Here is a 23,851-nt window from a genome sequence, read left to right as displayed (position 1 = left end):
AAAAAAGACCGACAGCCCGCCGAACCCCACCGGCCACACCACCCCCCCCCCCCCCCCCCCCCCCCCCCCCCCCCCCCCCCCCCCCCCCCCCCCCCCCCCCCCCCCCCCCCCCCCCCCCCCCCCCCCGGTGCCGGGTGTGTGTGGATCAGCCCTGCGCGTTGGCGTCCTGGAGGCCGCCCAGCACCGTGGTGAAGAGCTGGTCCAGCTGCGGGCCGAGCAGGAGCAGGGTGGCGATGATCGCGACGGCGATCAGGCCGACGAGCAGGCCGTACTCGACGGCGGTGGCCCCCTTCTCCTCCCGCTCGACGCGGTCCTTGGCGAGGGAGACGAGGGTGACGAGGGTGGCGAGCGGGTTCAGCACGGTTCTCTCCTGTGGGGGTGGGCCGCCGGTCCGGATCGGTCGACCCGGCCATCCACGGCGCTGCGGACACCGTCGGGCAGGAGATGCGCGGACTTGAGGGTCCTTCACCCCGTCTGGGGAGGCGGTTCATCCTCCCGGTGCGCTGAGCAACCGGGCAGTCACCGTGCGTGTTCGGGCTTCGTCAGGTGACGAGGGGGGCCAGGACCACCAGTCCGGTGCCCAGCAGCAGCGCCGGGCCGAACGGCAGCTCCGTGCGGAGTCCCACGCGGCGGACCGTCATCAGTCCCAGAGCCAGCACCGCCTGGACGGCGAAGCCGGCGAACAGGCCGAGCACGACGTGCGGCCAGCCCAGCCACCCCAGGTACAGGCCCAGGACGGCGCCCAGCTTGACGTCGCCCATCCCCATGCCGGCCGGCGAGACCAGCGCCATGACGAGCAGGACACCGAACACGGCCGCGGCCGCGAGCACCGCGCGCAGCAGCGCCGGCCACTCCCCCGTGACCGCCGCCGCCCCGGCGAGCAGGACGGCGCCCGCGACGAGGGTGGGCAGCACGACCCGGTTGGGCAGCAGCGAGTGCCGCCGGTCGATCGCGGCCAGCAGCACCCCGGCGACGGCCAGCAGGAGGTAGGCGGGCAGCGCGGCGGAGACGCCGAAGCGCCACGCGGTCAGCGCGCAGAGCGCGGCGGTCAGGAGGACCAGGACCGGCCGTGTCGCGGGCCGCTCCCCCGCTCGCTCGTCCTGCGGCGGGAGCGGCGCCACGCCGGCGGGCACCCGGGCGTCCCGACGCCGCGCCCCCGGTCGCCGTGCGGGCCAGGGGAAGGTCGCGGAAGCGCGGTCGACCGCCACGCCCGCGGCCAGACCGAGGAGCGCGACGACCCCGGTGGCGACGGCGGTGGCGGACACGGCGGTCACGATGACACGGCGCGACTCGCGGGCCCGTGAGCGAAATGCGCCCCCTTCGGGGGAGAACCCCGGCCGCGACGCGGTGGCAGGATCTGGGGTGGCGGTGGCGGACGGCGGCTTCCGGTCGCGGCTCGGTGTCGCGCTGCTCGTCGTCGCCGGGCTCGTCGCACTCGCCGGCGGGTCGCTGCTCCCCCGCGCCGGGACGTCGGACGTCCGGGCGCGTTCCTGGGCATGGCGCCCGAGACGGACCAGGTCCCGGCCGGCGGTTCGCTCCGGCCGGTGGGCGTGTTCCTGTTCGTCTGCGTGCCGCTCGCCGTGATCGGGCTGTTCCTCGTCGGCTGAGCCTGCCGGACCGTCGTCCCCGTCCGGCAGGCTGCGCGCGTGCCCTTCGACGTGACGCTCGTGCGGTGGCCCGGTGCCGGCGGCTGGGTCTTCGCGCCCGTGCCGGAGGAGCACGCGCCGGAGACCGCCGGTCCCTTCGGCCGGGTGCCCGTGACGGCGACCGTCGACGGGCGCACGTGGTCGACCAGCGTCTGGCGTGACCGCGCGGCAGGCTGGCTGCTCCCCGTACCCGCGCGGATCCGGCGGGGCAAGGACGACGGCGACGTCGTCACCGTCGACGTCGAGGTGGACCCCGTCCGCCTGTGAGAACCCGCCACTGACCTGCGGGAACTGTCGTACCCCGGCCGTAGCGTGCGGGGTGTGGGAGAGGTCGCCGGCTACGTGTCACCGGTGGAGCGCGCGCTCGCCGGCTGGCTGGTCGAGCGGCCGGTGTCCATCCCCCGGCTGCCGGTGGCGCTGCTGTCGGAGGAGCAGGCCGCCGCCGAGCTGCAGCGGGTGCAGGCGCGCAAGGCGATGGAGGCCGCCTACGAGGCGGAGTTGGTGCTCCGGCTCGCCGAGGCCCGCCCGGCCGAGACCGACCCCGTCCCCGGCGCGCCCGGTGCGCGGGGTGGTTCATGGGCGCCGGATCCCGAGCTACCGGGTGTGTCGGAGTTCTTCACCGCCGAGCTGGCGCTGGTGCTGAACGTCGGCCGCGGCACCGCCTCGCACCTGGCGCACCGGGCCTGGACCTACCGCTCGCACCTGCCGGCGACGTGGGCGGCGCTGGCCGCCGGCACCATGGACGAGGCCCGCGCCAGGGCCCTGGTCGACGTGCTGGAACACACCACCGCGGCCACCGCCCGCCGGATCGAGGCCCGGCTGCTGCCCGAGGCCCCGAGCCTCACGGTCGGAAAGCTGAAGAAGGAGGCGCTGGAACTGCTGCAGGCCGCCGACGCCGACGCCATCGACCAGCGGCGGCGGACCGCGCAGCGGCACGCCGACGTGCGCCTGTACGACGGCCCGTTCGACGGGATGGCCACCCTCGCCGCCGACCTGCCCGCCGACGTCGCCGCCGCCTGCCACGCCTTCGTCGACACCCTCGCCCAGATGCTCAAGGCCGACGGCGACCCCCGCCCGATCGGGCAGCTGCGCACCCTGGTCTACGCCGACCTGCTGCAGCGGCCCTGGGAGACCGACCGGCCCTCGGTGACCGCGCACCTGCAGGTCATCGCCACCCTCAGCGCGCTGACCGGCCGCTCGCCGGAGGCCGGCCAGGTCAACGGGCTGCCGATCACCGCCGCCCACCTGCGCGAGCTGCTCACCCAACTCGACGCCCTGGGGCTGCGGGCGCCCGAGGGCGGGTCGGTGACCCTCGCGCTGGTCGACGACGACGGCACGCTGCGCGCCACCACCACGCTCGACCAGCTCCGCCGCCTTGCAGGACGCGGCTGCCCCGACCACCGCGACACCGACACCGACTGCGCGTGCGCGGTGCTCGACCGGCCGGACGCGACGGACGGCTACGCGCCCTCCGCGCCGCAGCAGCGGTTCGTGCACACCCGCGACCGGACCTGCCGCTTCCCCACCTGCGGCCAGCGGGTCGGCTGGGCGGACGCCGACCACGTCATCCCGCACGCCCACGGCGGGGCGACCGACTGCGCCAACCTCTGCTGCCTGTGCCGCAGCCACCACCGCCTGAAGACCCTCGCCCGAGGCTGGCGGTTCGACATGACCGCCCACGGGGTCCTGAGCGTCACCACCCCGTCGGGCATCACCCGGACGACCCGGCCACCGGGCATGCGACCACCACCGGACGAACCCGACCCACCGCCCGACGATCCCGGACCACCCCCACCGGCCGACCCGGACGAGCCTCCTCCGTTCTGACCGAGCCGGCGGGCGTCGGCTCGTGCACGTGCGCCGAGCCGACGCCCGTCCTCACCGCACCGCAGCGCCGCAGCCGCCGCCTCCCTGCCGGGGTGCCCGGCTGCCCCGCCGCGTGCCCCCGTCAGCGGCCGTACCGGACGTGCAGCAGGCCGTCGTCGGTCTCGGTCAGCCGCCCGCCCGCGGCGGCCATCGCCCCGGCCGCCCGTGCGAGCCGCTCGTAGGCGGCGGCCGCGTCGGGCAGCGTCGCCGCCCGGTCGGCCGCGTGCCGGAAGGTCAGGGACTCGACCGTCCGGACGAGGACGCCACCGACGACCGCGTGCACCCGCAGGGCGCTGCCCTCGGCGACCAGGTCGCGGCCGGGACCGACCCGCGCGGACACGACCGCCCACCGCCGGGAGCCGAGCTCCGCCGGCGGCACCTGGCGGGAGAGCTCCGCGAGCACCTCGGAGGGCAGGTCCGGCCCACCCACCTGCACCGCCCCTCCCCCGCTACGCGCCACGACCGGGCTGCCGGGGACGGCGCCGAGGGACAACACGTCGTCGCCAGGAACGGGCGGCTCGTCGACCACCCGGACCCGCCAGTGCAGGGCGGGGGCGACGCCGGGCGCCGGCAGCGGCACCGGGGCGGGGGACGCGTGGGCGCGCTGCCGCCGGGACGGCCGGGTCGCGAGCAGGTGCCCGTCGCGCATCGGCTGGGTCAGCGTCCAGCCGGCGGCGTGCGCGGCACGGAGCTCGGCGGCCAGTGCGCGGACCCGCGCGGCGGCGTCGGCCAGCGAGACGACGTCGTCGAGGTCCCAGCGGTGCTCGGTCTCGTGGCGGGAGCCCGGCCAGGGTGACGGCGGGCGGGAGAGCTGCGTGGTCATGTCGGTCCTCGCGCGGACGGGACGCCCCGCGGCGGGGAGCCGGCGGGGACCGCCGGGCCGGCGCCACGGGGACGGACCGTCTCGCGGGTCGGGGCCGGCGGGTGTCCCCGGGCGGGGTCCGGCGCCGACCGGCCGATCATGGCACGGCCCCGGTCACTCCCCCAGGGCGAAGCTCGCCTCGACGACGGCGCGGACGACGACGTCCTGCGGGTCGAGCTCCAGCGCGGGACCGCCGCCGCGGGCCATGACCGCCATCGTCTCGGGGGCGCCGGGCACCGCGGAGGACAGCCCCGGGTCGGCCAGCTCCAGCAGCGGCCCGAGCGGGCGGCCGACCGCGTCGGCGAGGTCGGTGGCGGCCTCGCGGGCGGCGGCGACGGCGGCCCGGCGGACGGCGCGGCGCGCGGCGGCCGGGTCGTCGAGGTCCCACGAGACGCCGCCGATCCCGGCACCCGCCGCGGCCACGACCTCGGCCAGCTCCGGGACGGCGCCCGCGTCGGCCTGCACGGTGCCGCTCACGGTCGCCTCCCACCCGGCCCGCTCGGCGGTGCCGGTGTCCCAGACGAACCGCTCGTGCACCGACACGCGCGACAGCACCACGGCCCGCACCCCGGCGGCCCCGGCGAGCGCCGCGCGCAGGCCGGCGGCGACCTCCGACGCCAGCGCCAGCGCCGCGGCCCGGCCGTCCGGGGAGACCTCGCGGACGTGCACCGCGACCGTCGCGCAGTCGGGCGCGTGGTCGGCGGAGGCCTCCCCGCGCACGCGGACGACGGCCGGCGGCAGCGTCACGCGGGCGTCAGCCGACCGCGGGCGCGGGCCGCGCGGTGAGCTCCGCGACCACCGACTCGTAGCAGCCGTGCAGCAGGTCCAGCCGCTCGACGAGCCGGTCGACCCACGCGGCGGACGTGCTCACCGGCACCGGCTCGAACATCAGCGACCAGAACAGCCGGTCCACGTGCGCGGTGCGCACGAACCGCCGCTCGTCCACCGACAGCGTCGACCCGACGGCCGCGGCGAACCGCCGCGCGGTCTCCCTCCGCAGCCGCCCCGGCGCCGCGGGGACGGCCAGGCCGATCGCCCGGCCCAGCAGCGGGACCAGGCGCGGCCGGTCGGCGTCGGAGAGCACGTCGTTGGCGTGCCGGAGGACTGCGGCCAGCTCCGCGTCGACGCACGCCGGGGCGTCGCTGAACGGCTCACCGGCCAGCAGGGCCGTGTACTCGAGGAAGCACGCCCCGCGCACGGGCGTGCGGTGCCGTCCCCGGCTCAGGACGGGCAGGAAGTCAGGGCTCCGGGTCATGGTCACCGCCCCCTCCGGGCCGCCTCCGGCCCTCGGCGCGACGAGCGTAGGTCGGCGGAGCCCCTCAGCGCAGTCCCGCGGCCACGGCGAGACCACGACGCAACCACCCGGCCAGGTCGGCGTCGGTCGCGTAGCCGGCGGGGTCGACGAGGACGAAGGCCTGGACCCGCCGCGAGCCCAGCAGCATCGGCCCGACGTGCGGCCGCGCCAGCAGCCCCGGGACGGCGGCCGCCCCGACCCGCACCGCCAGCGCGGTCGCCGTCACCCCGCAGACCATCCGGCCGCCCACGCTGAAGGACAGGCCGCCGCCCACCATCGGCTTCTCGACCGGCGCGTGCGGGGCGAGCAGCCGGCGCACCCGGTCGGCGGTCGCGGCGTCGTACGGCACGGCGCCGGACCCTAGCCGCGGCGGGAGCCCTCGACGGCGCCGCACGACGTCGGCCACGGTGGGCGGACGCCGACCCGAGGAGCCCCGTGCGATGACCCGGCTGTCCACCGCGATCGAGATCGACGCGCCGCCCGAGCGGGTGTGGGCCGTGCTCACGGACCTCAGCGCCTATCCCGCGTGGAACCCGTTCATCGTCCGCGCCGAGGGCGACGTCGCCCCCGGCGCCCGGCTGTCGCTGCGGATGCAGCCGGTGGGCGGGCGGCTGCTGACCATCCGCCCGCGCCTGCTCGAGGTCGCCCCGGCCCGCGAGCTGCGGTGGCTCGGCCGGCTCGGCGTCCCGGGCCTGTTCGACGGCGAGCACGCCTTCCGCCTCGAGCCCGCCGGGGCAGGCACCCGGCTGGTCCAGGAGGAGACCTTCCGCGGTGTGCTCGTCCCGCTGCTGGCGCGGTCGCTGCGGCGGAGCACGCTGCCCGCCTTCGAGGCCATGAACCGGGCGCTCAAGGAGCGCGCGGAGCGGACCTGAGGACGGTGGGTAGCGTCCGGCCGTGACCGTGCTGAGCAGGCTGGGCGCCCTGGCCGCGGACCTCGCGCTGGGGCTGCGCCCCACCGCCGGCACGTACACCGTCGAGCGAGACCTGGCCGTCCCCGTGCCGGACGGCGTCGCGCTGGTGGGTGACCTGTGGCGCCCCGCCGGCGCGCGCGGACCGCAGCCGGTCGTCCTCGTCCGCACGCCCTACGGCCGGGCCGGTGCGGGCGGGCAGCTGTTCGCCGCGCCCCTGGCCCGGCGCGGCCTGACCGTCTTCGTGCAGGCGACCCGCGGCACGTTCGGCTCGGGCGGGCACTTCCGTCCGTTCACCACCGAGCACGAGGACGGCCTGGCCACCGTCGCCTGGCTGCGCGCCCAGCCGTGGTGCGACGGCCGGGTGGCCACCACCGGCGGCAGCTACTTCGGCCACACGCAGTGGGCGGTCGCGCCCTACGCCGACCCGCCGCTCACCTCGGTGTCGCCGCACATCACCTCGGCCGACGTCAGCGGCACGATCTTCTTCCCGGGCGGCGCCCCCTCGGTGCACACGGCGCTCGCCTGGTCGGCGCAGATCGGCCGGCAGGAGCGCGGCGGGCTGCTCGGCGGCCTGCCCGACCCGCGGCTGCGCGAGCGCGTCCGCCGCGCGCTGGAGCGGCTGCCGCTGCAGGCCGCCGACGTCCCGGTGGCCGGCGCCCCGGTCCCCTTCTGGCGCGACTACGTGGCGCACTCGGAGCCCGGTGACCCGTTCTGGTCCGCCGCCGACCACGGCGGCGCCGACCTGACCCGCATGCCGCCGGTCAACATGGTCACCGGCTGGTGGGACCTGTTCGTCGCCGGGCAGATGGCCGACGTCACCGCCCTGCAGGCCGCCGGCGTCCCGGTGCGGATCACCGTCGGGCCCTGGCTGCACGGCGAGCTCGGCGAGCTGCGGGCGGTCCTGCGCAGCGACGTCGCCTGGCTCGACCACCACCTGCTCGGCGGGCCGGTGCCCAAGGGCGCCGCCGTCCGGGTGTTCCTGCAGCGGGCCGGCCGCTGGCTGGACCTCGACCAGTGGCCGCCGGCGCGGGCCCGCGACGAGGTCCTGCACCTGCGCGCCGGCGGCGGCCTCGGCGGCACCCCGGAGGACGGGGCGCCCAGCCGGTTCACCTACGACCCGGCCGACCCGACGCCGACCGTCGGCGGGCCGCTGCTGCAGCCGCCGGGCAAGCAGGCCGACAACCGGGACGTCGAGGCGCGCGACGACGTCCTGGTGTTCACCGGTCCCCCGCTGGCCGCCGACCTCGACGTCGTCGGGCCGGTGCGGGCGCGGGTGCACGTGCGCACCGAGCTGCCGCACGCCGACGTCTTCGTCCGCGTCTGCGATGTCGACCCCGCGGGCGTCTCGCGCAACGTCGTCGACGGGATCCGCCGGCTCGACCCGCGCACCGTCCCGGCCGACGACGTCGCGGTCGCGGGTGACGGCACGCTCGCCGTCGACGTCGCGCTGTTCCCCACCGCCTACCGGTTCCGCGCCGGCCACCGGGTGCGGGTGCAGGTCAGCGGCGGCGCGTTCCCGCGGTTCGCGCGCAACCCCGGCACCGGCGAGCCGCTGGGCACGGCGACGGAGCTGCGGGCCAACCGGTTCGAGGTGCGGCACGACGCCGCGCACCCCTCGTGCGTGGTGCTGCCGGTCCTCCCCTGAGCGTCAGGGGACGACGTCGGGCACGAACCGCTGGCTGTCCATCGGCGGGCGCTCGTAGTCCTCGTCGACCGGCGGCCGCGGCGGCAGCTCCGGCGGCTCGGGGGTGAGGTCCTCGTAGGGGACCTGGGCGAGCAGGTGCGAGATCACGTTGAGGCGGGCGCGCTTCTTGACGTCGGCCTCGACCACCCACCACGGCGCCTCGGGGATGTCGGTCGCTGCGAACATCGCGTCCTTGGCCTTGGAGAACTCGACCCAGCGGTTGCGCGCCTCGAGGTCCATCGGGCTGAGCTTCCAGCGCTTGGTCGGGTCGTGCAGCCGCGCCTGGAACCGCTTCTCCTGCTCGGTGTCGCTGACGGAGAACCAGTACTTGAGCACGGTGATCCCGCTGCGGACGAGCATCCGCTCGAACTCGGGGCAGGAGCGGAGGAACTCCTCGTACTCCTCGTCGGTGCAGAAGCCCATGACCCGCTCGACGCCGGCGCGGTTGTACCAGGACCGGTCGAACAGGACCATCTCGCCGCGGGTGGGCAGGTGCTCGACGTAGCGCTGGAAGTACCACTGCCCGCGCTCGCGCTCGGTCGGCGCCGGCAGCGCCACCACCCGGGTGGCCCGCGGGTTGACCGACTCGGTGATCCGCTGGATCGCGCCGCCCTTGCCGGCCGCGTCGCGGCCCTCGAAGAGGACGACCACGCGCAGCCCCCGCGCGCGGATGAACTCCTGCTGCTTGACCAGCTCCACCTGGAGGCGGGCCATCTCCTCCTCGTAGTACGCGGTGGGGACCTTGCCGGTGGACCTGGGTGCCTCCTCGACGGAGGGGCCGGACCGCTTCTTGGACGCCATGCCGCAGCATCGACCCGCCGGGCCCGGTGGGACAAGGGACGGGAGGATGCCGGGGTGTCCACGGCCGGGGACGGGGACGTCCGGATCCGCCCGGTCGCGGCCGGCGACGGCGGCCGGCGCCGGGGGCTCGACCTGCGCGGTCAGGTGCCGCAGAACGTGACGAACGGGCCCTCGGGGCCGGGCGCGGCGTAGCGCTCCAGCCCGGGCCGCTCGTCGAACGGGCGCCGGACCACCTCGACCAGCCGCTCCACCGGGCCGAGGTCACCGGCGGTGGCCGCGGCCAGCGCCTCCTCGACCAGGTGGTTGCGTGGCACGTACACGGGGTTGACCCGGTCCATGGCGTCCGCGTCCGGCGCCAGCGCCCGCCACCGCCCGAGCCAGGCGTCGATCCCGGCCAGGTCGAGGACCAGCTCGCGGACCGGCTCGGCGTCGCCGCGCGCGGCCGCCGACAGCGTCCGCACCGAGGAGGTCAGGTCGACCCGGTTGGCCTGCAGCAGCGCGAGCCAGTCGTCGACCAGGGACCGGGCGACCTCGTCGTCGAGCCCGGCGGGCAGGCCGAGCTTGGCCCGCCAGCCGGCCAGCAGCGCCGCCTCGTACCGCGGGCGGAAGCCGCCGAGCGCCTCGACGGCGAGCGCGACCGCCTGCTCCTGCTCGTCGGCGAACAGCGGCAGCAGCGCCTCGGCCAGCCGGGCGAGGTCCCACTCGGCGGCCAGGGGCTGGTTGCCGTACCGGTAGCGCCCGCCCTCGTCCACCGAGCTGAACCAGGTGTCGGGGTCGTAGGCCTCGAGGAACGCGCACGGCCCGTAGTCGATGGTCTCGCCGGACAGCGTCACGTTGTCGGTGTTCATCACGCCGTGCACGAAGCCGACGAGCATCCACCGCGCCACGAGGTCCGCCTGCGCGGCGACGACGGCCTCGTACAGCGCGAGGTACCGGTTGCCGGCGTCGGCGGCTGCCGGGTGGTGGCGGTCGATCGCCTCGTCGGCGAGCCGGCGCAGCAGGTCGTCGTCGCCGGTGGCGCGGGCGTACTGCGCGCTGCCCACCCGCAGGTGGCCGGCGGCCACCCGGGCGAGGACGGCGCCGGGCAGCAGGGTCTCCCGGCGCACCGGCCGCCCGGTGGCGACGACGGCGAGCGCGCGGGTGGTGGGGATGCCGAGGGCGTGCACCGCCTCGCTGACGACGTACTCGCGCAGCATCGGCCCGACGGCGGCCAGCCCGTCGCCGCCGCGGGAGAACGGCGTCGCGCCCGAGCCCTTGAGGTGCAGGTCGACCGGCCGGCCGTCGGCGCCGGGGAGCTCGCCGAGCAGCAGCGCCCGGCCGTCGCCCAGCCGCGGGTTGTAGTAGCCGAACTGGTGGCCGGCGTAGGCCTGCGCGACCGGCCGGGCGCCGTCGGGCACGACGGTGCCGGTGAGCAGCCCGACGCCCGCGGGACCGCGCAGCGCCTCGGGATCCAGGCCCAGCTCCGCGGCCAGCGGCTCGTTGAGCACCAGCAGCCGCGGGTCGGGCGTCTCCACGGCCTGCCACGGCACCGCCATCTCCGGCAGGGCGGTGGCGAAGCGGGTGCCGAGGGCGACGGAGACGCCGGGGGTGACGGTCACCCCCTCGAATGTACGGACGACGCCGCTCCGGGGCCGTCGTCTGCGACCCTGCCCGGGTGTCCGGGGAGGTCGAACTGAGCCTGCAGGACATCCGCGTGGTCGCCCGCTACGCGGCCGGGTGCGCCCGGGAGGTCCTGGCGCTGTTCGAGGCGGAGCGCCCCGGCGACGGGCGACCGCGGACGGCGGTCGAGGCGGCGGAGGCCTTCGCCGATGGGGCCGCCCGGACGGTGCTGCAGCGGACGACCGCCCTGGCGGCGCACCGGGCCGCGGCGGAGGCTCCGCCCGGGGCCGCGCGGGAGGCGGCGCGCGCGGCCGGTTCCGCAGCGGCCGCGGCCTACTTGCACCCCCTGGCGCGGGCGACGCAGGTGCGGCACGTCCTGGGAGCGGCGGCGTCCGCGGCACGGGCGGCGGAGCTGGCCGCCGGTGGCGACGAGGCGGTGGGCGCCGAGTGGATCGAGCGGGCGCGGCAGCGGGCGACGCCCGGCCTGGTCGCGGTGCTCCGGCGCTACCCGGCCGCTCCGTCGGGCGGGAACCGGACGAGCCGGCTCGTGGCCGCGCTGGACGCGGCGTTGCGGCGCTGACCCGGTCAGCGCAGCAGGCGGTCCTGCACGCGCCGCAGCACGGACTGCACCAGCCGGCCGGCGGTCGGACGCGGCGCCTCGAGCCGCGCCTCGACGGCGGCCAGCCGGGTCTCCAGCTCGGTGACCGGAGCCGGGACCGCCGGGGCGGGCGGCGGCGTCACCGCGAGCTCGGCCAGGCTCTCGGTCAGCCCGGACACCAGGCCGGCCACCTCGTCGGGCCGGAGCTTGACGGTGCCGACGCACGCGTCGCCGCGCCAGATGCTTAGGTTGACCAGGCCCTGCGCCGGGTGCGCGGAGACGCGGACCGCGCGGGTCCGGTCGCGTGCGTCCCACACCCAGCGGGCCCGTGCCGGCATCGCGGTGACCGTCATCACGCCATGATCGCCGCCGGAGCCGCCTCCGGCCAGCAGGAACGGGTCGGACGTCGGTGGGCACCCGGGCGCGCGTCACTGCGCGCCGGCGACCTGCGGACGCGGTCCCGTCGCGTGCGCGAGCGCCCAGTCGAGGGCCTCGTCGGCGATCGCCTCCCAGCCCGGCGAGGCGGGCAGCAGGTGGGGGTAGCCCGGGTACTCGCGCACCTCGGTCACCGTGTCGGCGCGGTAGTGCGCCGCGTTCGACCGCTGCACCGACGGCGGCATGAGGTGGTCCTCGCCGCCGGAGACGAACAGCAGCGGCGGCCGCGCCTCGTTGCCGTAGTCGACGTGCGCGTCCTGCGGCCCGGGCATGAGGTTGGCCAGCACGGAGTTCCACAGGATCCGCCCCGACGCCGGGATGTGGTACCGCCGGTAGAGGGCCCGCGACTCGTCCTCGGGGAACGTGTTCGCGAAGGCGTAGTGCCACTGCTCCTCGGTCAGCCCGACGGCGCGGTGCCGGTTGGCGGGGTTCCTGAGCACCGTCCAGGTGGAGCGCAGCTGCGACAGTGGCACCACCTTCACGCCCTCGGTCGGCGCGGAGTTGAACACCACGCCCACCGCGCCCAGGCCGCGGTCGAGCAGCAGCTGCGTGAACGTCCCGCCGGCGGAGTGGCCCATGAGCACCGGCGGGCGGTCCAGCCCGCGGACCAGCGCGGACAGGTGCTCGACGATGGCCGGCAGCGTGACCTCGGCGATCGGCGTCGGGTCGGCGGTGAGCGCCTCGACCTCGCCCTCGAAGCCGGGGTAGGTCGGGGTCAGCACGCGGAAGCCGCGCTGCTCGTAGTGCGTCTTCCAGTGCTCCCAGCTGCGCGGGGTCACCCAGAAGCCGTGGATCAGGACGATGGTGTCCGGTGCGGTGGTGCCGGGTGCGGTGCTGCTCGGTGCGGTGCGAGGTGCCGGTGGCGTGGTCACGGTCGCTCCCTCGGGGTGGTGGCCGGTCAGCGCGAGCCTGGCAGCGGACCCGGCCGGCGAACGGTCTCTGCGTGCACGGCTGCGGTCCCTGCCTGCATCCGTGCGGGTTCCGGGAGCGGCCCGGCTCTGCCAGGCTCGGCGTCCACGGGGGACGTCCGCTGCCGACGCCCAGGGACGGCGCGATGCTGCTCTTCGACACGACCCCGCTCCCCCGCGCCGACCGCGCCGAGGCCTTCCGCGTCGCGGTGCAGGAGGCGTCGGCGGCCTGCCGCGTCGAGCACCGCGAGGACCCCGCGGAGGTGCGGGCGCGCGTGCAGGCGTTCCCGTACGGGACGGCGGTGCTGCTGGCCACCGACGCGACCCGCTTCCGCATGGTCCGCACCCGCCGGCACGTCGCCCGCGACGACGCCCCGCTGGTGGCGCTGGCCTTCCAGCACCGCGGCCGCGGCGAGTTCGACCAGCTCGGCCACGAGCAGCACGTCGAGGGCGGGGACCTGATGCTGGTCGACATGACCGCGCCCTACGGGTTCGCCTGCGCGACCGGCGGCGGGTCCCGCGCCCTGTTGGTCCCCCTCGACCGGCTCGGCCTGCCGGTCGAGGTCGTCCGCCGGGCGGCGCCGCGGCTGCGGGCCAGCGCGCTGCACGGGCTGGTGCGCGCGCACCTGCAGCGGATCGCCGACGACGCCGCGGCGCTGTCGGCCGACCCGGGGGCCGCCGCGCTCGGGACGGCCACGGTCGAGCTGATCCGCGCGCTCGTGGTGTCCGCCGCCGGCGACGACCGGCACGGCCCGCCGGTGCGGGAGGACACGCTGGTGACCCGGGTGCGGGCGTACGTCGCCCGGCACCTCACCGACCCGGGCCTCACCCCGGCCGCCGTCGCCCGGGCGCACGGCGTCTCGGTCCGGCAGCTCTACAAGGCCTTCGCCGCGGCCGGCGCCAGCCTCGAGCAGGAGGTCATCGCCCGGCGGCTGGAGGCGGCGCGGGCCCGCCTGGCCTCACCCGCCGGGCGGCAGCGGTCCATCGCCGCGACCGCCCGCGCCTGCGGCTTCGCCGACCCCAGCCACTTCGCCCGCCGGTTCCGCGAGGCCTTCGGGATGAGTCCGCGGGAGTGGCAGCGGGCGTCCGCCGCCCGCTGACCGCCGGCCGGCGTCGACCTCGGTGCGCGGGCCGCCGCGGGCGAGGAACGCGGCGACGCCGGGCGGGCGGTAGCGCTCGTCCTGCAGGTACCGGCGGACGGCGGTCGAGGCCAGGCTCTCGGTGCGCGGGTGCCCCACGCCGATCGCCCGGTGGTACCGCGGCAACAGCCGGTAGAGGCCGGTGCGGGAGTCGCGCAGCTCGCCGAGCGGGTCGGGCGCCGGGCGCGGCCGGTTGTCGTCCGGGGCCCCGCCGGGCGGGGGCGGCGCGAAGGCGTCGCGGTGGAACGCCAGGCCGCACTCGCGGGCCCGGTCCACCATCCACAGCAGCGCGACGTCGGACAGCGAGGTGTCGCGGTAGCCGCCGCCGACGCCGCAGTGCACGCCGGAGAACCAGACCTGCTCCAGCCGCTGGCCCTCCGGGCGGGCGTCGCCCTCGCGCGGCTCCCACAGCGTGGGCCGGAAGGCGCGGCGGGTCTCGTCGACGGCCAGTGCCTGGAAGGCGTTGCGCACCTTCGAGCTCAGCGTCGTGTCGTGGAACGCCCACCGCCGGTTGACCAAACCGAGCCCGCGCACCGGCAGCCCGAGCGCACCCACGGTGTCCCAGACGCCGATGAAGTGGACGTCGGGCTCGTGGGAGTAGGAGCGCCGGAACAGCTCGGCCTCGGTGCCGCGGGGATGGGCCTCCCGGCACCGGTACAGCTCGTAGGCCTCGTCGAGCCGGCCGGCGTGGCGGCGCTCCAGCACCCCGGCGGTGCGGACGAAGCCGGCGGCGCTGCGGGCGGTGAACGCGCCGCGGCTGAACCCGAAGAACCACAGTTCGTCGCCGGGGTCGTAGTTGTCGACGATCGTCCGGTAGGCGTCCTTGACGGCGCGGGACAGCCCCACACCGAAGGCACCGCCGCGGTACCGCTCACCGCGGGCGGTGCCGACCCCGCGCAGGTAGTAGACGCACTGCCGCAGCCCGTCGTCGCCGGCCGGGGCGACCTCCAGGGCGAGCTTGGTGACGTTGGTCGGGCACGGCCGGCCCTCGGCCACCTGGTCCGGGGTGTTCCAGGTGCCGTCGCAGCACACGACCAGTCGCTTCGGCACGGCACCTCCCGCGGGGGCACGTCGGGTGCGTGCCACGGTGCTCCCCCGGCGCCCGGCCGACAAGGCCCCGCCCCGCCGACGCGCCGCTGTGCCGACCCGCCGCCGTGCCGGCGCCCCGCTTTGCCGACTCGCCGGGACGCGGGCACGCTCGCCGCACGGGGCCCGCGACGAGGGGACGCCCATGAGCACCGAGGACCAGCACTCCGTCTGGCGGCGCCTGCCGGTCGAGCAGATGGACGACGCCGAGGAACGGATCGCCGGTGGCGCGCTCGCCAAGAGCCTGGGGCTGTGGCAGCTGACCGCGATCGGGGTCGGCGGCATCATCGGCGTCGGGATCTTCTCCCTCGCGGGGCTCGTGGCCGCCGGCGACGCCGACAACGAGCCCGTCGGGCCGGCCGTGCTCGTCGCCTTCCTGATCGCAGGCCTGGCCTCCGCGGCAGCGGCGCTGTCCTACGCCGAGTTCGCCGGCATGATCCCGCGGGCCGGGTCCGCCTACACCTACGGCTACGTCGCCCTCGGCGAGGTCATCGCGTGGTTCATCGGTTGGGACCTGCTCCTGGAGTACATCGCCATCGTCGCCGTCGTGGCGATCGGCATCTCCGGCTACCTCGGGGAACTGCTCGACAACCTCGGGCTCACCCTGCCGACGTCGCTCACCGCCTCCGCCGAGGAGGGCGGCGTCGTCAACGTCCCCGCCGTCCTGATCTGCCTGCTGGTCACGTTCATCCTCAGCCGCGGCACGAGGACCTTCGGCCGGTTCGAGCTGGTGGCCGTGGGGATCAAGATCCTGCTGATCCTCGGCATCATCGGGCTGGGCGTCTTCTACGTCGAGGCGGGGAACTACGACCCCTTCCTGCCGTCCGGCTTCGGCCCGGTGCTCACCGGCGCGGCCACCGTCTTCTTCGCGGTCTTCGGCTACGACGCGATGAGCACCGCCGCCGAGGAGGCCGAGGACGGCAAGCGACACATGCCGAAGGCGATCATCCTGTCGCTGGTCATCGCGATGCTGCTCTACGTCGCCGCGACGCTGGTGCTCACCGGGATGCAGGACTACCGGGACATCGACCCGACCGCCGGCTTCGCCTCGGCCTTCGAGAGCGTGGGCCTGCCGGTGGTCGCCAGCCTCATCTCCGTCTTCGCCGTGCTGTCCATCCTGACCGTGATGCTGACCTTCCTGCTCGGCGTCACCCGCGTGTGGTTCTCGATGAGCCGGGACGGTCTGCTCCCGCCGTGGTTCGCGAAGGTCGACCGCACCGGTACGCCGCAACGGGTCACCTGGATCGCCGGCGCGGGGGCGGCCGTGCTTGCCGGCGTCTTCCCGATCCGCGCCGTCGCGGACCTGACGAACATCGGCATCCTGTCGGCGTTCATCGTGGTCTGCGTCGCCGTCATCCTGTTCCGCTACACCCGGCCGGACACGCCGCGGGCGTTCCGGTTGCCGCTCATGCCCGTCGTCCCGGCGTTCGGGGTGCTCGCGTCGCTGTTCCTCATCTGGCAGCTGCCGTGGGAGACCTGGGCTCGCTTCGGGGTCTGGCTGCTCATCGGGCTGGTCATCTACTTCGCCTACGGGCGGAAGCACTCGCTCCTGGACCCGGACAGCCCGAACCACCGCAGGTCGGTCGACGACTGACCGGCGCCCGGGCGTCAGGGGCGCAGGGCCTGGCTCCCGCGGTGGGACAGGTCGGGGACGGCGCGGAACGACGCGACCGGATGGAGGTCGTCGGCCCCGAGCGTCGGCCGGCCCCACCGCGTCCAGCCGCCCGCGCCGCGGGGGACCCGTGCCGTGCCTGACGGAGCTACCGTCAGCCCGTGGGCGTCGTCCTCCGGGGCCTGCGCCAGGCGCTGGTCATGGTGCTGCTCGCGGCGGCCGGGGCACTGGCCGTCGCGGCGCTGTGGACCCTGCTCGGGGACGGCAGCTTCCTGCGGCGGTTCGCGCTGGTCCTGCTCGTGCTCGCCGGCCTCGTCGGGCTGACCAGCGGCGCGGTGTTCACCCGGGCCCACGACTACGAACACGGCCAGCGGCCCGACCTCGACGACCACGGCTCCCCCGGTGGGGTCCTGACCGGCGTGGGCGTCTTCCTGTTCGTGTCCCTGCCCCTGTTCGCCGCCGGCGCCGTGCTGTTCACCCTCGCCTGACCGCGACCCGTCCCGGGGCGTTGGGCCCTGTCCCGCACACGGCAGGCGGGCCACCGTGGACCGGACGAGACGACCGTGCGACCGACGACGCCCACTGGAGGCAGCCGTGCCGACGACGCGGAGGACGACCGGCCACCTGCGAGCGGCGGTGCTGGTGACCGGCGTGGTCGCCCTGACGGTCACGACCGTCCCGTCCGCGGCGGCGTCCTGGTCGGAGGTGATCGTCCTGCCGGAGGCCGAGTCGGCGGAGGGCATCGCTGAGGGGCAGGGCGCCACCTTCTACGCGGGTGAGGCGTTCACCGGCGACATCTACCGGGGCGACCTGGACGCGGGGACCGCGGAGGAGTTCATCAACATCCCGGAGGACGACCGCTGGGCGCTCGGCATGGACGCCGACCTGCGGCACGGCCTGCTCTACGTGGCGGGAGGCGGCACCGGCCAGGCGTACGTGTACGACCTGGACACCGGGGCGACCGTCGCCGTCTACCAGTTCGCCCCGCCGTCCCCACCGGGCCCCCCGTTCACCACGATCGTCAACGACGTCGTCGTCACCCGGGCGGGCGCGTGGTTCACCGACAGCCGGAACGGGGTCCTCTACTTCGTGCCGATCGACCGCTCCGGGAAGCCCGGCGAGTTCCGCACGCTGACCCTGCAGGGCCCCGCGGCCGACACCAGTGGCGACATCAACCTCAACGGCATCGACGCCGTCCGGGGCGGCCGGACGCTGATCGTGGCCCACACGGACAACGGCGCGTTGTACACGGTCGACCCGCAGACGGGGGCCAGCGCGCAGATCGCAGGCGCCGACCTGCCCGGCGTGGACGGCATCGTGCTGCAGGGCCGGCGCCTCTGGGCGGTGCAGAACAGCGAGAACCAGGTGACCGAGCTGCGGCTGAGGGGGGACCTGACGTCCGCGTCGGTGCGGGAGGTCATCACGAGCGACCTCTTCGCGGCCCCGGCGACCGCCATCCGGCACGACGGCCGGCTCGCCGTCGTCAACACGCACTTCGACACCGGCATCCCGCCGACTGCGGACCAGTACGAGGTGGTCCTCGTCGACGACTGACCCCTTGCGCCGGGTCAGGGCGTCCCACCGGGAGGCTCGTCGAACAGGGCGAGGACCATCGGCAGCCACCAGTCCAGGCGGTCGAGCACGCCGCTGCCCGGCGGCATGAAGTGGGTGGTCCCCGGCAGGATCGCCAGGCGCGCCCGTGGGATGCCGGCCAGGTCGCCCATCGCGCCGCCGCCGAGGAGGCGGAAGAGCTCGACCGCGGACTCGACGCGGACGGCGTCGGCGTCCCCGGCGACGACCAGGGTCGGCGCGGTGATCCCGCGGATGTCCTCGGCGGGCCAGTCGAAGGGTGTCTCGTCGAGCGTCTTGAGCTTCTGGACGAGGACCGGGAAGTGGTCGGGGTCGGGTGCGAGCGCCCGGTAACCCTCCTCCATCGGGGTGCCGGCGAACGCCTCCGGCGTGATGGTCGGGATCATCTCCAGCAGTTCCGGCTGCATCCCCGCGCTGGAGTGCGACGCCGACACGACGACCAGCGTCCGGACCGCGCCCGGGTGGCGGACGGCCACCTGCAGCGCCGCGGCGCCGCCCATGCTGAACCCCAGGACGTCGGCGCGCTCGATGCCGAGGTGGGCGAGGAGGGCCGCGGCGTCGTCGGCCAGGCCCTCGTAGGTGATCGGGCGGTCGACGTCCGCCGTCCGGCCGTGTGCCTGCAGGTCCGGGACGACGACCTCGCGGGTGGCGGCCAGGGCGCTCACCAGCGGCCCGAGGTCGCCGGCCGACATGTACGCGCCGTGCAGGAGGAGGACCGGGCCGGCGGCCGGCTCCCCCGCGGGCCCGTGGACCTCGACGTACATCTCCAGTCCGTCGACCGGGGCGTAGCCGGTCCTCGTCACGGCAGCGGTGTCGGTCATGGCGCTCCTCCTCGGCGGTCCGGGGTCGGTGATCATCGCGCGATCGGCACGGCAGCGGGAACCCCCGGCGGACGTGGCAGCGTGGCCGCGTGGACCGCGCCGGGGTGATGCAGTGGGTGGCCGGGTACGAGCGCGCGTGGCGGGAGGGGGACGTGGCCGGGGTCGCCCGGCTGTTCACCGACGACGCGCGGTACCGGCGCTCCCCCTACCAGCCGTCGGAGGTCGGCCACGCGGCGATCCGGGCGTTCTGGCGGGAGGACGAGGGCCGGGCGTTCACGGTGACCGCGGAGCCGGTCGCCGTCGAGGGGCGGGACGCGGTGGTCCGGCTGGAGGTGCGCTACACCGACCCGGTCCAGGAGTACCGGGACCTGTGGGTGCTGCACTTCGCCGGCGACGGCCGGGTCGAGGACTTCGAGGAGTGGGCGTACTGGCCGGGCCGCTCGTACACCGCGGAGGGCGACACGGCGGGCTGAGGCGTCGCGTACGGCGGAGCAGCGCCCGGGGCCGCCGCGTGCCGTCCCGGCCTACGCTCGTCCGCCATGGCGACGGTCTTCGCCGGGATGGCGGCCAGCCTGGACGGCTTCATCCAGTCGAGGTCCGGGGACCTCGCGTGGCTCAACGACGCCATGGCCCCCGGTGAGGACTACGGCTTCGCGGAGACCGAGGCCCGCACCGGGGCCTACGTCGTCGGCGCGAACACGTACCGGGAGATGGGCACCGCCGGGATCGGTGCCGTGCCGACCTGGGTGGTCACCCACGACGCCGACCTGCCGACCGGCCGGAACACGCGCGCGTACGCCGGCGACCTGACCGAGCTGATCGACACCGTGCGGTCCCGGATCGACCCCGGGAAGGACATCTGCGTCTTCGGCGGCGGGCGGCTGGTCACCCGGCTGCTGGAGCTCGGCCTCGTCGACGAGCTGGGCGTCTCCGTCGTCCCCGTCGTCCTCGGGGACGGCGTGCCCTTCTTCGGCACGATGACGGCGAGCACCAGGCTCCGGCTGATCGAGTGCCGGCCCTTCCCCTCCGGGATCGTGCTGCTGAACTACCGGGTCGTGCGGCCCCGGCCCTGAGTTCCGGGGGCCGGCGGGGTCGGCCGTGCACGCGCCGGAGCCCCGCGCCACCCGGTGGTGGCGCGGGGCTCCGGTCACGTCTCGGGCGGGCGGTCAGCCGGCCCGGCGCAGCTCCACGCCCTCCGCGGGGTCCCAGCCCTGGTACAGCGGGTCCCAGACGGCGGCGTCCAGGAGCAGGTAGGTCTCCAGGCGCAGCAGCCCCGAGGCACGGAAGACGGAGACGTCGCGCTGCTCGGTGCCGGCCGGCTCGGTCTCGACCGCGGCCACGGCGTCGGCCGGGTCGGCGAGGGCCCACTCCCGCACGGTCTCGCGGACGACGACCGAGCCGGTGCCGTCGCGGTCCCACGTGAAGGTGTGGGCCGAGAGCTCCCAGCCGCCGTCGTCGGCGGGGGACAGATCGAAGCGGTCCTCGTACCGGCGGACGGCGCCGGACGGCAGCTCGACCTCGATGCCCTGGACCGTGGCGTGCCTGAACGGGTTCACGACTGGGTCGCCTCTCTCCTGGCCGGCGCACGGTGCGGCGGCTCACAGGCCATGTCGGCGGACCGGGACCCGGACTGCAGCGGATCCACGCGACGGGGGCCGGTTCCCACCCATTCGGGTGGGAACCGGCCCCTGGTGCCTCACCGGACGACGGCCCAGCTCTGGATCACCATGGTGCGCGTCGTATTTGGGGCCTTGATGTAGACCCTGACGTTCAACCTCCGCTTGCCGGTGGCGATGCTGCACGTCGAGTTGCCCTCGCAGACGTAGACCGCGAGATCGACGACCGTTCCTTGGAAGCCGAAACCGGAGCCGGCTCGGACCTCGATCACCGCGCCCGTGTAGCTGAAGCCACCGGTCTCCTTGACGGCGAGCGTCCGGGAGATGACGCCGAACCGCATCACCTGCTCGCTCACGCTGCTCAGTGAGATGTCGATGGCGGCCAGCGGGGCATAGGTCGTGCCCTGGATGTAGAACTTGCCGCTGAACGACTCCGTTGTGGAGATCAGGGCGCAGCCGCTCCCACCAGTCGTGCTGTAAGGAAGCGTCACGCAGCCACTGGACGCCCGGAAGCCCGGCGGGGTGTAGGTCAGATCGAGGAAGACGGCGTTGATCTGTTCGCTGCCCGTGGCCGCCATCGTGGTCGTGTAGTCGACGGTGATCCCCGTCAGCAGGTTGGCGTCCACGGCCGCCTGCATCTCCGAGGTGATGTCGACGGCCGGCACGGGGGTGAGCCCCGCGCCCTGCGCCGAGGCGTCGACGGGCATGGTAAATGGAGTGCCGTCCGTCGCGCCGTAGGTGGGCGTCACCTTGATCGACCGCGTGCTGGCAGCGTTCGCAGTCCCGTAGAAGATCCGCATCCGAGCCGACGTGATCGTCGAACCCTTGGGAATGCTGCTGGACAGGTACGGCGACGCGGTCAGGGTGGCCGAGTCACCGGGTTTCGCGGTCGTCCAGGCTGCGTAGTTCGTGTCCACGGTGTTGAGGGCATTGCGGAGCGCATTAGTCCCGTTGCCCGTCGTGGCGTTGAAGGCGTTGCTGCCGGTCGACTTGGCAGCGGTTGCCGTGAGCCCCGTGAGGGTCGTGGGGGTGCCGACGGTCGTCGTGCGAATCCCGCTCACCGCGATGGGTGGCCGGTCCGCGTGGTAGGAGCCGCAGATCTCCACCTGAGCCGTGCCCGCAACCCTGAACTGGCTGTCCCCGCCGAAGATGAACTGCACTCCCATGTTGAGAGCCGGGTCCTCGAGAGGGTTCAGGCAGGCGCCGGGAACAATGGCGGGGACCGGTGGCTGAGCGATGGGGCTCCCAGCGGTGTTGGTGGGAGTGCCCGCGACGAGCTGTCCGACTCCCACTACCCACTGGTGGGGATCAGAGACGCCGGAGGACGTCGCGGTGTTCTGGAAGTCGAAGTAGTAGGCGCCTGGCTTGAACCAGAAGACCGAGTCCTTGCAGGAGTTGCTGTTGGTGAGATCCGTCAGGGCCTTCCCGTCTTTGTAGTAGCCGGGGGAGAAGGTCAACAGAGACCCTGCCGAGCAGCTGCTGCTGCTGGGGACCGTTCTGAGCACGGAGAAGTCCACGCTGTCCGGCGTGTAGTCGGATGCCTGCGGTTGACCCGGCGCACCCGGGTCGACCACCGTCGAGGAGCTGCCGTTGCAGGTCTTGGTCGCGGTAGCGGGCACCGTGATCGTCCCAGCACAGGCGCTCGCATAGACGTCCTGGCTGACCTTCATCTCGCCACCGTCGACGTTGATGTTCGAGGCAGACGTGACCCTGCCGTTGACGATGAAGGGCACGCTGCTGCTCTTCGGCTTGATGTAGAGCCCTTGTTCGACGGCAGGGTTATTGCTCAGGGTCAGGATGGCCTGTCCCGGCGTGTTGTCCTCGTCGGTCTTGACCAAGCCTCCGTCCACCCCGGTGCCGGCGAGCGCGGTGCACTGCACGGCGGCCGAGTTGCTCGCCGAGCCCGTGGTCCCCGGCACCAGGTTCGACAGCTGGAGCTGGTCCGATGTGGCGTCCGCGCCAAAACACTTGGGAAAGGCCGAGCCCGCGGTTGTGTCGTTGTTGAAGCCGTTCTGCTTCAGCGTATTGATCGCCGCCTGCGCCGCTCCCTCGGCCGTGGCGACGGATGCGGCTTGAGCGCGGACGGCGACGGTGTTGCGCAGGCTCGTCGTGCTGAAGGAGAGCAAGCCGGCCACGGCGACGGCCACCACGGTGATGATGACCAGTGCCAGGACCAGCATGGCGCCGGACTCGTCGTTGGCCCTGCTGCGCCAACGGCCCCATGGGGCGTTCACGTTTGCCTCCGTTGACCGGTGAGTGTGACGGGGTAGGTGACCGTGCTCTTGGGGTCGCGGAGGTCCAACTTGAGGGCCAGATTGATCGGGACGTCGGTCGAACCGCCGGTACAACCGGTACCGCCCGAGGCGGTGGTGCACGAGACGGAAGCCGCGACGACGTTGTGCGCCACGACGGTGTCGGTGAGAACCGTGGAGTTGTTCTTGCAGACCGCGCGGTGGAGTTCCGTCCCCGTTCGGACGTAGGCGACGCGAATCTGATCCGGCGCCGAAGCCCCTGGCGCCACGCCTCCCCAGTCGTCCCAGGCAATCCGCACCAGGACGTTCGAGAGTGGGGCAGTTCCGCATTGGTACTTGCTGCTGGCGGCACTGGTCTCGACGCTCTGCACGAGTGGCTTGTCCAACTTCGTGGCGTCTGAGTAGTCGTGCACGCCCATCGCCTGCACGTCCTGCGCGAAGTAGGCGGCCGCGATCTGAGCGTCGTGGGATTCGTTCATCCGCCGCGAGGTCGCGTCACTGTTCTTCAGGAAGGCGATCAGGACGCCGGCGAGGGGGGCGGCGATCACGCCCATCACCACAATGGCGAGGAGCAGCTCGACCAATGTGAAACCGCTGTCATCGCGGGCGGCTGTACGAACATTCAACATGGCGAAGGCTGCAATCCGCAGGGGTTCCGGATGACGATCACGGAGGTCTCCGTCGCCTTGTTGTCCTGGCTTCGCACGGCCACCGTCACGCGTTGCAGACCCTGGTCCGTGGAGCAGGTCGCGGCCCAAGTGGTGCCGGTCCAGTACTCCACGGACGTGATCGAGCTGACGTAGGTGGCTCCTGGTCCCGTCACGCCGCTCGGGAGGGCGACCGGGTAGTCCGCGATGCCGGCGCACTGCTTGTACTTCGTCGTGGTGACCACCTTCGTGCCCCCGGTCGGGGTGGTGACGGTGGTCATGGTGGGAGCCACGAAAGTCGCGACACCCTCGGCGTAGTCGCGGGCGTACGTGCCGGCCGTGGTCTGCTTGCGGTGCTGGTCGGACACCTGGATGCCGGTCATCAGGCCGCCGAGAACCGCGACGCCGGTGATCCCGAGGATCACCATCGCCACCAGGATCTCGATGAGGCTCTCACCGCGGTCGTCGGCCAAGCGTCGGGTCA

26 protein-coding genes and 1 pseudogene are annotated in these 23,851 nt (G+C 74.8%); 11 read left to right on the top strand and 16 right to left on the bottom strand.

Annotated elements, in window-relative coordinates; translation table 11 throughout:
- Nucleotides 1–145 precede the first annotated feature (145 nt).
- The gene (locus ACI79B_RS20100) at nucleotides 146–361 is read right to left on the bottom strand and encodes a Flp family type IVb pilin (protein WP_456929615.1); all 216 of its coding nucleotides are present in this window, start codon (nucleotides 359–361) and stop codon (nucleotides 146–148) included.
- A 181-nt stretch (nucleotides 362–542) separates the two neighbouring features.
- The gene (locus tag ACI79B_RS20095) at nucleotides 543–1,274 is read right to left on the bottom strand and encodes a prepilin peptidase (RefSeq protein WP_456929614.1); all 732 of its coding nucleotides are present in this window, start codon (nucleotides 1,272–1,274) and stop codon (nucleotides 543–545) included.
- A 372-nt stretch (nucleotides 1,275–1,646) separates the two neighbouring features.
- On the opposite strand from ACI79B_RS20095, the gene ACI79B_RS20090 reads away from it, so the two are divergent.
- Both ACI79B_RS20090 and ACI79B_RS20085 read left to right on the top strand, forming a co-directional pair.
- Nucleotides 1,647–1,913, top strand: a complete 267-nt coding sequence (locus ACI79B_RS20090) for a DUF1905 domain-containing protein (RefSeq protein WP_456929613.1) — start codon at nucleotides 1,647–1,649, stop codon at nucleotides 1,911–1,913.
- 54 nt (nucleotides 1,914–1,967) lie between these two features.
- Nucleotides 1,968–3,473, top strand: coding sequence for a DUF222 domain-containing protein (locus ACI79B_RS20085; RefSeq protein WP_456929612.1), 1,506 nt, complete (start codon nucleotides 1,968–1,970; stop codon nucleotides 3,471–3,473).
- A 121-nt stretch (nucleotides 3,474–3,594) separates the two neighbouring features.
- On the opposite strand, the gene ACI79B_RS20080 is transcribed toward ACI79B_RS20085, so the two are convergent.
- The 4 genes from ACI79B_RS20080 to ACI79B_RS20065 all read right to left on the bottom strand — a co-directional run bounded on the left by ACI79B_RS20080 (nucleotide 3,595) and on the right by ACI79B_RS20065 (nucleotide 6,017).
- Nucleotides 3,595–4,335, bottom strand: coding sequence for a hypothetical protein (locus ACI79B_RS20080; RefSeq protein ID WP_456929611.1), 741 nt, complete (start codon nucleotides 4,333–4,335; stop codon nucleotides 3,595–3,597).
- 153 nt (nucleotides 4,336–4,488) lie between these two features.
- A complete protein-coding gene (locus tag ACI79B_RS20075) occupies nucleotides 4,489–5,121 on the bottom strand; it encodes an SIMPL domain-containing protein (RefSeq protein ID WP_456929610.1) in 633 nt (210 codons plus the stop codon).
- Nucleotides 5,122–5,128: 7 nt separating this feature from the next.
- The gene (locus ACI79B_RS20070) at nucleotides 5,129–5,629 is read right to left on the bottom strand and encodes a hypothetical protein (RefSeq protein WP_456929609.1); all 501 of its coding nucleotides are present in this window, start codon (nucleotides 5,627–5,629) and stop codon (nucleotides 5,129–5,131) included.
- A gap of 64 nt (nucleotides 5,630–5,693) precedes the next feature.
- Nucleotides 5,694–6,017, bottom strand: coding sequence for a TfoX/Sxy family protein (locus tag ACI79B_RS20065; RefSeq protein ID WP_456929608.1), 324 nt, complete (start codon nucleotides 6,015–6,017; stop codon nucleotides 5,694–5,696).
- Between the two features lie 91 nt (nucleotides 6,018–6,108).
- Between ACI79B_RS20065 and ACI79B_RS20060 the strand changes: the two genes are divergently transcribed.
- Both ACI79B_RS20060 and ACI79B_RS20055 read left to right on the top strand, forming a co-directional pair.
- Nucleotides 6,109–6,540: an SRPBCC family protein gene (locus ACI79B_RS20060; protein WP_456929607.1), complete on the top strand. Its 432-nt coding sequence runs from the start codon at nucleotides 6,109–6,111 to the stop codon at nucleotides 6,538–6,540.
- Nucleotides 6,541–6,562: 22 nt separating this feature from the next.
- Nucleotides 6,563–8,224 carry a CocE/NonD family hydrolase gene (locus tag ACI79B_RS20055; RefSeq protein WP_456929606.1) on the top strand — a complete coding sequence of 554 codons (1,662 nt, stop codon included), beginning with the start codon at nucleotides 6,563–6,565 and terminating at the stop codon, nucleotides 8,222–8,224.
- 3 nt (nucleotides 8,225–8,227) lie between these two features.
- Here the strand turns inward: ACI79B_RS20055 and ppk2 are convergent, their stop codons facing one another.
- Nucleotides 8,228–9,064 (bottom strand): polyphosphate kinase 2, encoded by an 837-nt coding sequence (ppk2, locus tag ACI79B_RS20050; RefSeq protein ID WP_456929605.1) that lies wholly within the window; start codon nucleotides 9,062–9,064, stop codon nucleotides 8,228–8,230.
- Between the two features lie 140 nt (nucleotides 9,065–9,204).
- Nucleotides 9,205–10,662, bottom strand: a complete 1,458-nt coding sequence (locus tag ACI79B_RS20045) for a protein adenylyltransferase SelO (RefSeq protein ID WP_456929604.1) — start codon at nucleotides 10,660–10,662, stop codon at nucleotides 9,205–9,207.
- Between the two features lie 56 nt (nucleotides 10,663–10,718).
- Between ACI79B_RS20045 and ACI79B_RS20040 the strand changes: the two genes are divergently transcribed.
- Nucleotides 10,719–11,243, top strand: a complete 525-nt coding sequence (locus tag ACI79B_RS20040) for a putative immunity protein (RefSeq protein WP_456929603.1) — start codon at nucleotides 10,719–10,721, stop codon at nucleotides 11,241–11,243.
- 5 nt (nucleotides 11,244–11,248) lie between these two features.
- On the opposite strand, the gene ACI79B_RS20035 is transcribed toward ACI79B_RS20040, so the two are convergent.
- Complete coding sequence (locus ACI79B_RS20035; RefSeq protein WP_456929602.1) at nucleotides 11,249–11,614, bottom strand: hypothetical protein; 366 nt, start codon at nucleotides 11,612–11,614, stop codon at nucleotides 11,249–11,251.
- Between the two features lie 75 nt (nucleotides 11,615–11,689).
- On the bottom strand, nucleotides 11,690–12,568 hold the full coding sequence (locus ACI79B_RS20030; protein WP_456929601.1) for an alpha/beta hydrolase: 879 nt from the start codon (nucleotides 12,566–12,568) through the stop codon (nucleotides 11,690–11,692).
- A 182-nt stretch (nucleotides 12,569–12,750) separates the two neighbouring features.
- Between ACI79B_RS20030 and ACI79B_RS20025 the strand changes: the two are divergent.
- Nucleotides 12,751–13,635, top strand: a pseudogene (locus ACI79B_RS20025) (AraC-like ligand-binding domain-containing protein); the annotation flags it as partial.
- Here ACI79B_RS20025 and ACI79B_RS20020 read toward each other — a convergent pair.
- Nucleotides 13,564–14,793, bottom strand: a complete 1,230-nt coding sequence (locus ACI79B_RS20020) for a DUF2235 domain-containing protein (protein ID WP_456929600.1) — start codon at nucleotides 14,791–14,793, stop codon at nucleotides 13,564–13,566. The pseudogene ACI79B_RS20025 and the gene ACI79B_RS20020 sit on opposite strands and share 72 nt — an antisense overlap.
- 181 nt (nucleotides 14,794–14,974) lie before the next feature.
- Between ACI79B_RS20020 and ACI79B_RS20015 the strand changes: the two genes are divergently transcribed.
- The 3 genes from ACI79B_RS20015 to ACI79B_RS20005 all read left to right on the top strand — a co-directional run bounded on the left by ACI79B_RS20015 (nucleotide 14,975) and on the right by ACI79B_RS20005 (nucleotide 17,995).
- The gene (locus ACI79B_RS20015) at nucleotides 14,975–16,423 is read left to right on the top strand and encodes an amino acid permease (RefSeq protein WP_456929599.1); all 1,449 of its coding nucleotides are present in this window, start codon (nucleotides 14,975–14,977) and stop codon (nucleotides 16,421–16,423) included.
- A 179-nt stretch (nucleotides 16,424–16,602) separates the two neighbouring features.
- Nucleotides 16,603–16,929 (top strand): hypothetical protein, encoded by a 327-nt coding sequence (locus tag ACI79B_RS20010; RefSeq protein ID WP_456929598.1) that lies wholly within the window; start codon nucleotides 16,603–16,605, stop codon nucleotides 16,927–16,929.
- A gap of 106 nt (nucleotides 16,930–17,035) precedes the next feature.
- Entirely contained in the window at nucleotides 17,036–17,995 is a 960-nt protein-coding gene (locus ACI79B_RS20005) for a hypothetical protein (protein WP_456929597.1), read from the top strand.
- 14 nt (nucleotides 17,996–18,009) lie between these two features.
- Here the strand turns inward: ACI79B_RS20005 and ACI79B_RS20000 are convergent, their stop codons facing one another.
- Nucleotides 18,010–18,852 carry an alpha/beta fold hydrolase gene (locus ACI79B_RS20000; RefSeq protein ID WP_456929596.1) on the bottom strand — a complete coding sequence of 281 codons (843 nt, stop codon included), beginning with the start codon at nucleotides 18,850–18,852 and terminating at the stop codon, nucleotides 18,010–18,012.
- A gap of 89 nt (nucleotides 18,853–18,941) precedes the next feature.
- Between ACI79B_RS20000 and ACI79B_RS19995 the strand changes: the two genes are divergently transcribed.
- Both ACI79B_RS19995 and ACI79B_RS19990 read left to right on the top strand, forming a co-directional pair.
- Nucleotides 18,942–19,325: a YybH family protein gene (locus ACI79B_RS19995; RefSeq protein ID WP_456929595.1), complete on the top strand. Its 384-nt coding sequence runs from the start codon at nucleotides 18,942–18,944 to the stop codon at nucleotides 19,323–19,325.
- A 66-nt stretch (nucleotides 19,326–19,391) separates the two neighbouring features.
- Entirely contained in the window at nucleotides 19,392–19,925 is a 534-nt protein-coding gene (locus ACI79B_RS19990) for a dihydrofolate reductase family protein (RefSeq protein WP_456929594.1), read from the top strand.
- Between the two features lie 93 nt (nucleotides 19,926–20,018).
- Here the strand turns inward: ACI79B_RS19990 and ACI79B_RS19985 are convergent, their stop codons facing one another.
- The 4 genes from ACI79B_RS19985 to ACI79B_RS19970 all read right to left on the bottom strand — a co-directional run bounded on the left by ACI79B_RS19985 (nucleotide 20,019) and on the right by ACI79B_RS19970 (nucleotide 23,840).
- The gene (locus ACI79B_RS19985; RefSeq protein ID WP_456929593.1) at nucleotides 20,019–20,408 is read right to left on the bottom strand and encodes a hypothetical protein; all 390 of its coding nucleotides are present in this window, start codon (nucleotides 20,406–20,408) and stop codon (nucleotides 20,019–20,021) included.
- 140 nt (nucleotides 20,409–20,548) lie between these two features.
- Complete coding sequence (locus ACI79B_RS19980; protein ID WP_456929592.1) at nucleotides 20,549–22,648, bottom strand: hypothetical protein; 2,100 nt, start codon at nucleotides 22,646–22,648, stop codon at nucleotides 20,549–20,551.
- A gap of 50 nt (nucleotides 22,649–22,698) precedes the next feature.
- A complete protein-coding gene (locus ACI79B_RS19975; protein ID WP_456929591.1) occupies nucleotides 22,699–23,349 on the bottom strand; it encodes a PulJ/GspJ family protein in 651 nt (216 codons plus the stop codon).
- Nucleotides 23,343–23,840: a type IV pilus modification PilV family protein gene (locus tag ACI79B_RS19970; RefSeq protein WP_456929590.1), complete on the bottom strand. Its 498-nt coding sequence runs from the start codon at nucleotides 23,838–23,840 to the stop codon at nucleotides 23,343–23,345. Before ACI79B_RS19970 ends, ACI79B_RS19975 begins: the two co-directional genes overlap by 7 nt.
- Nucleotides 23,841–23,851: the final 11 nt, after the last annotated feature.

The organism is Geodermatophilus sp. SYSU D00879, assembly GCF_054050375.1.
This window is presented reverse-complemented; position numbering and strand designations above follow the sequence as displayed.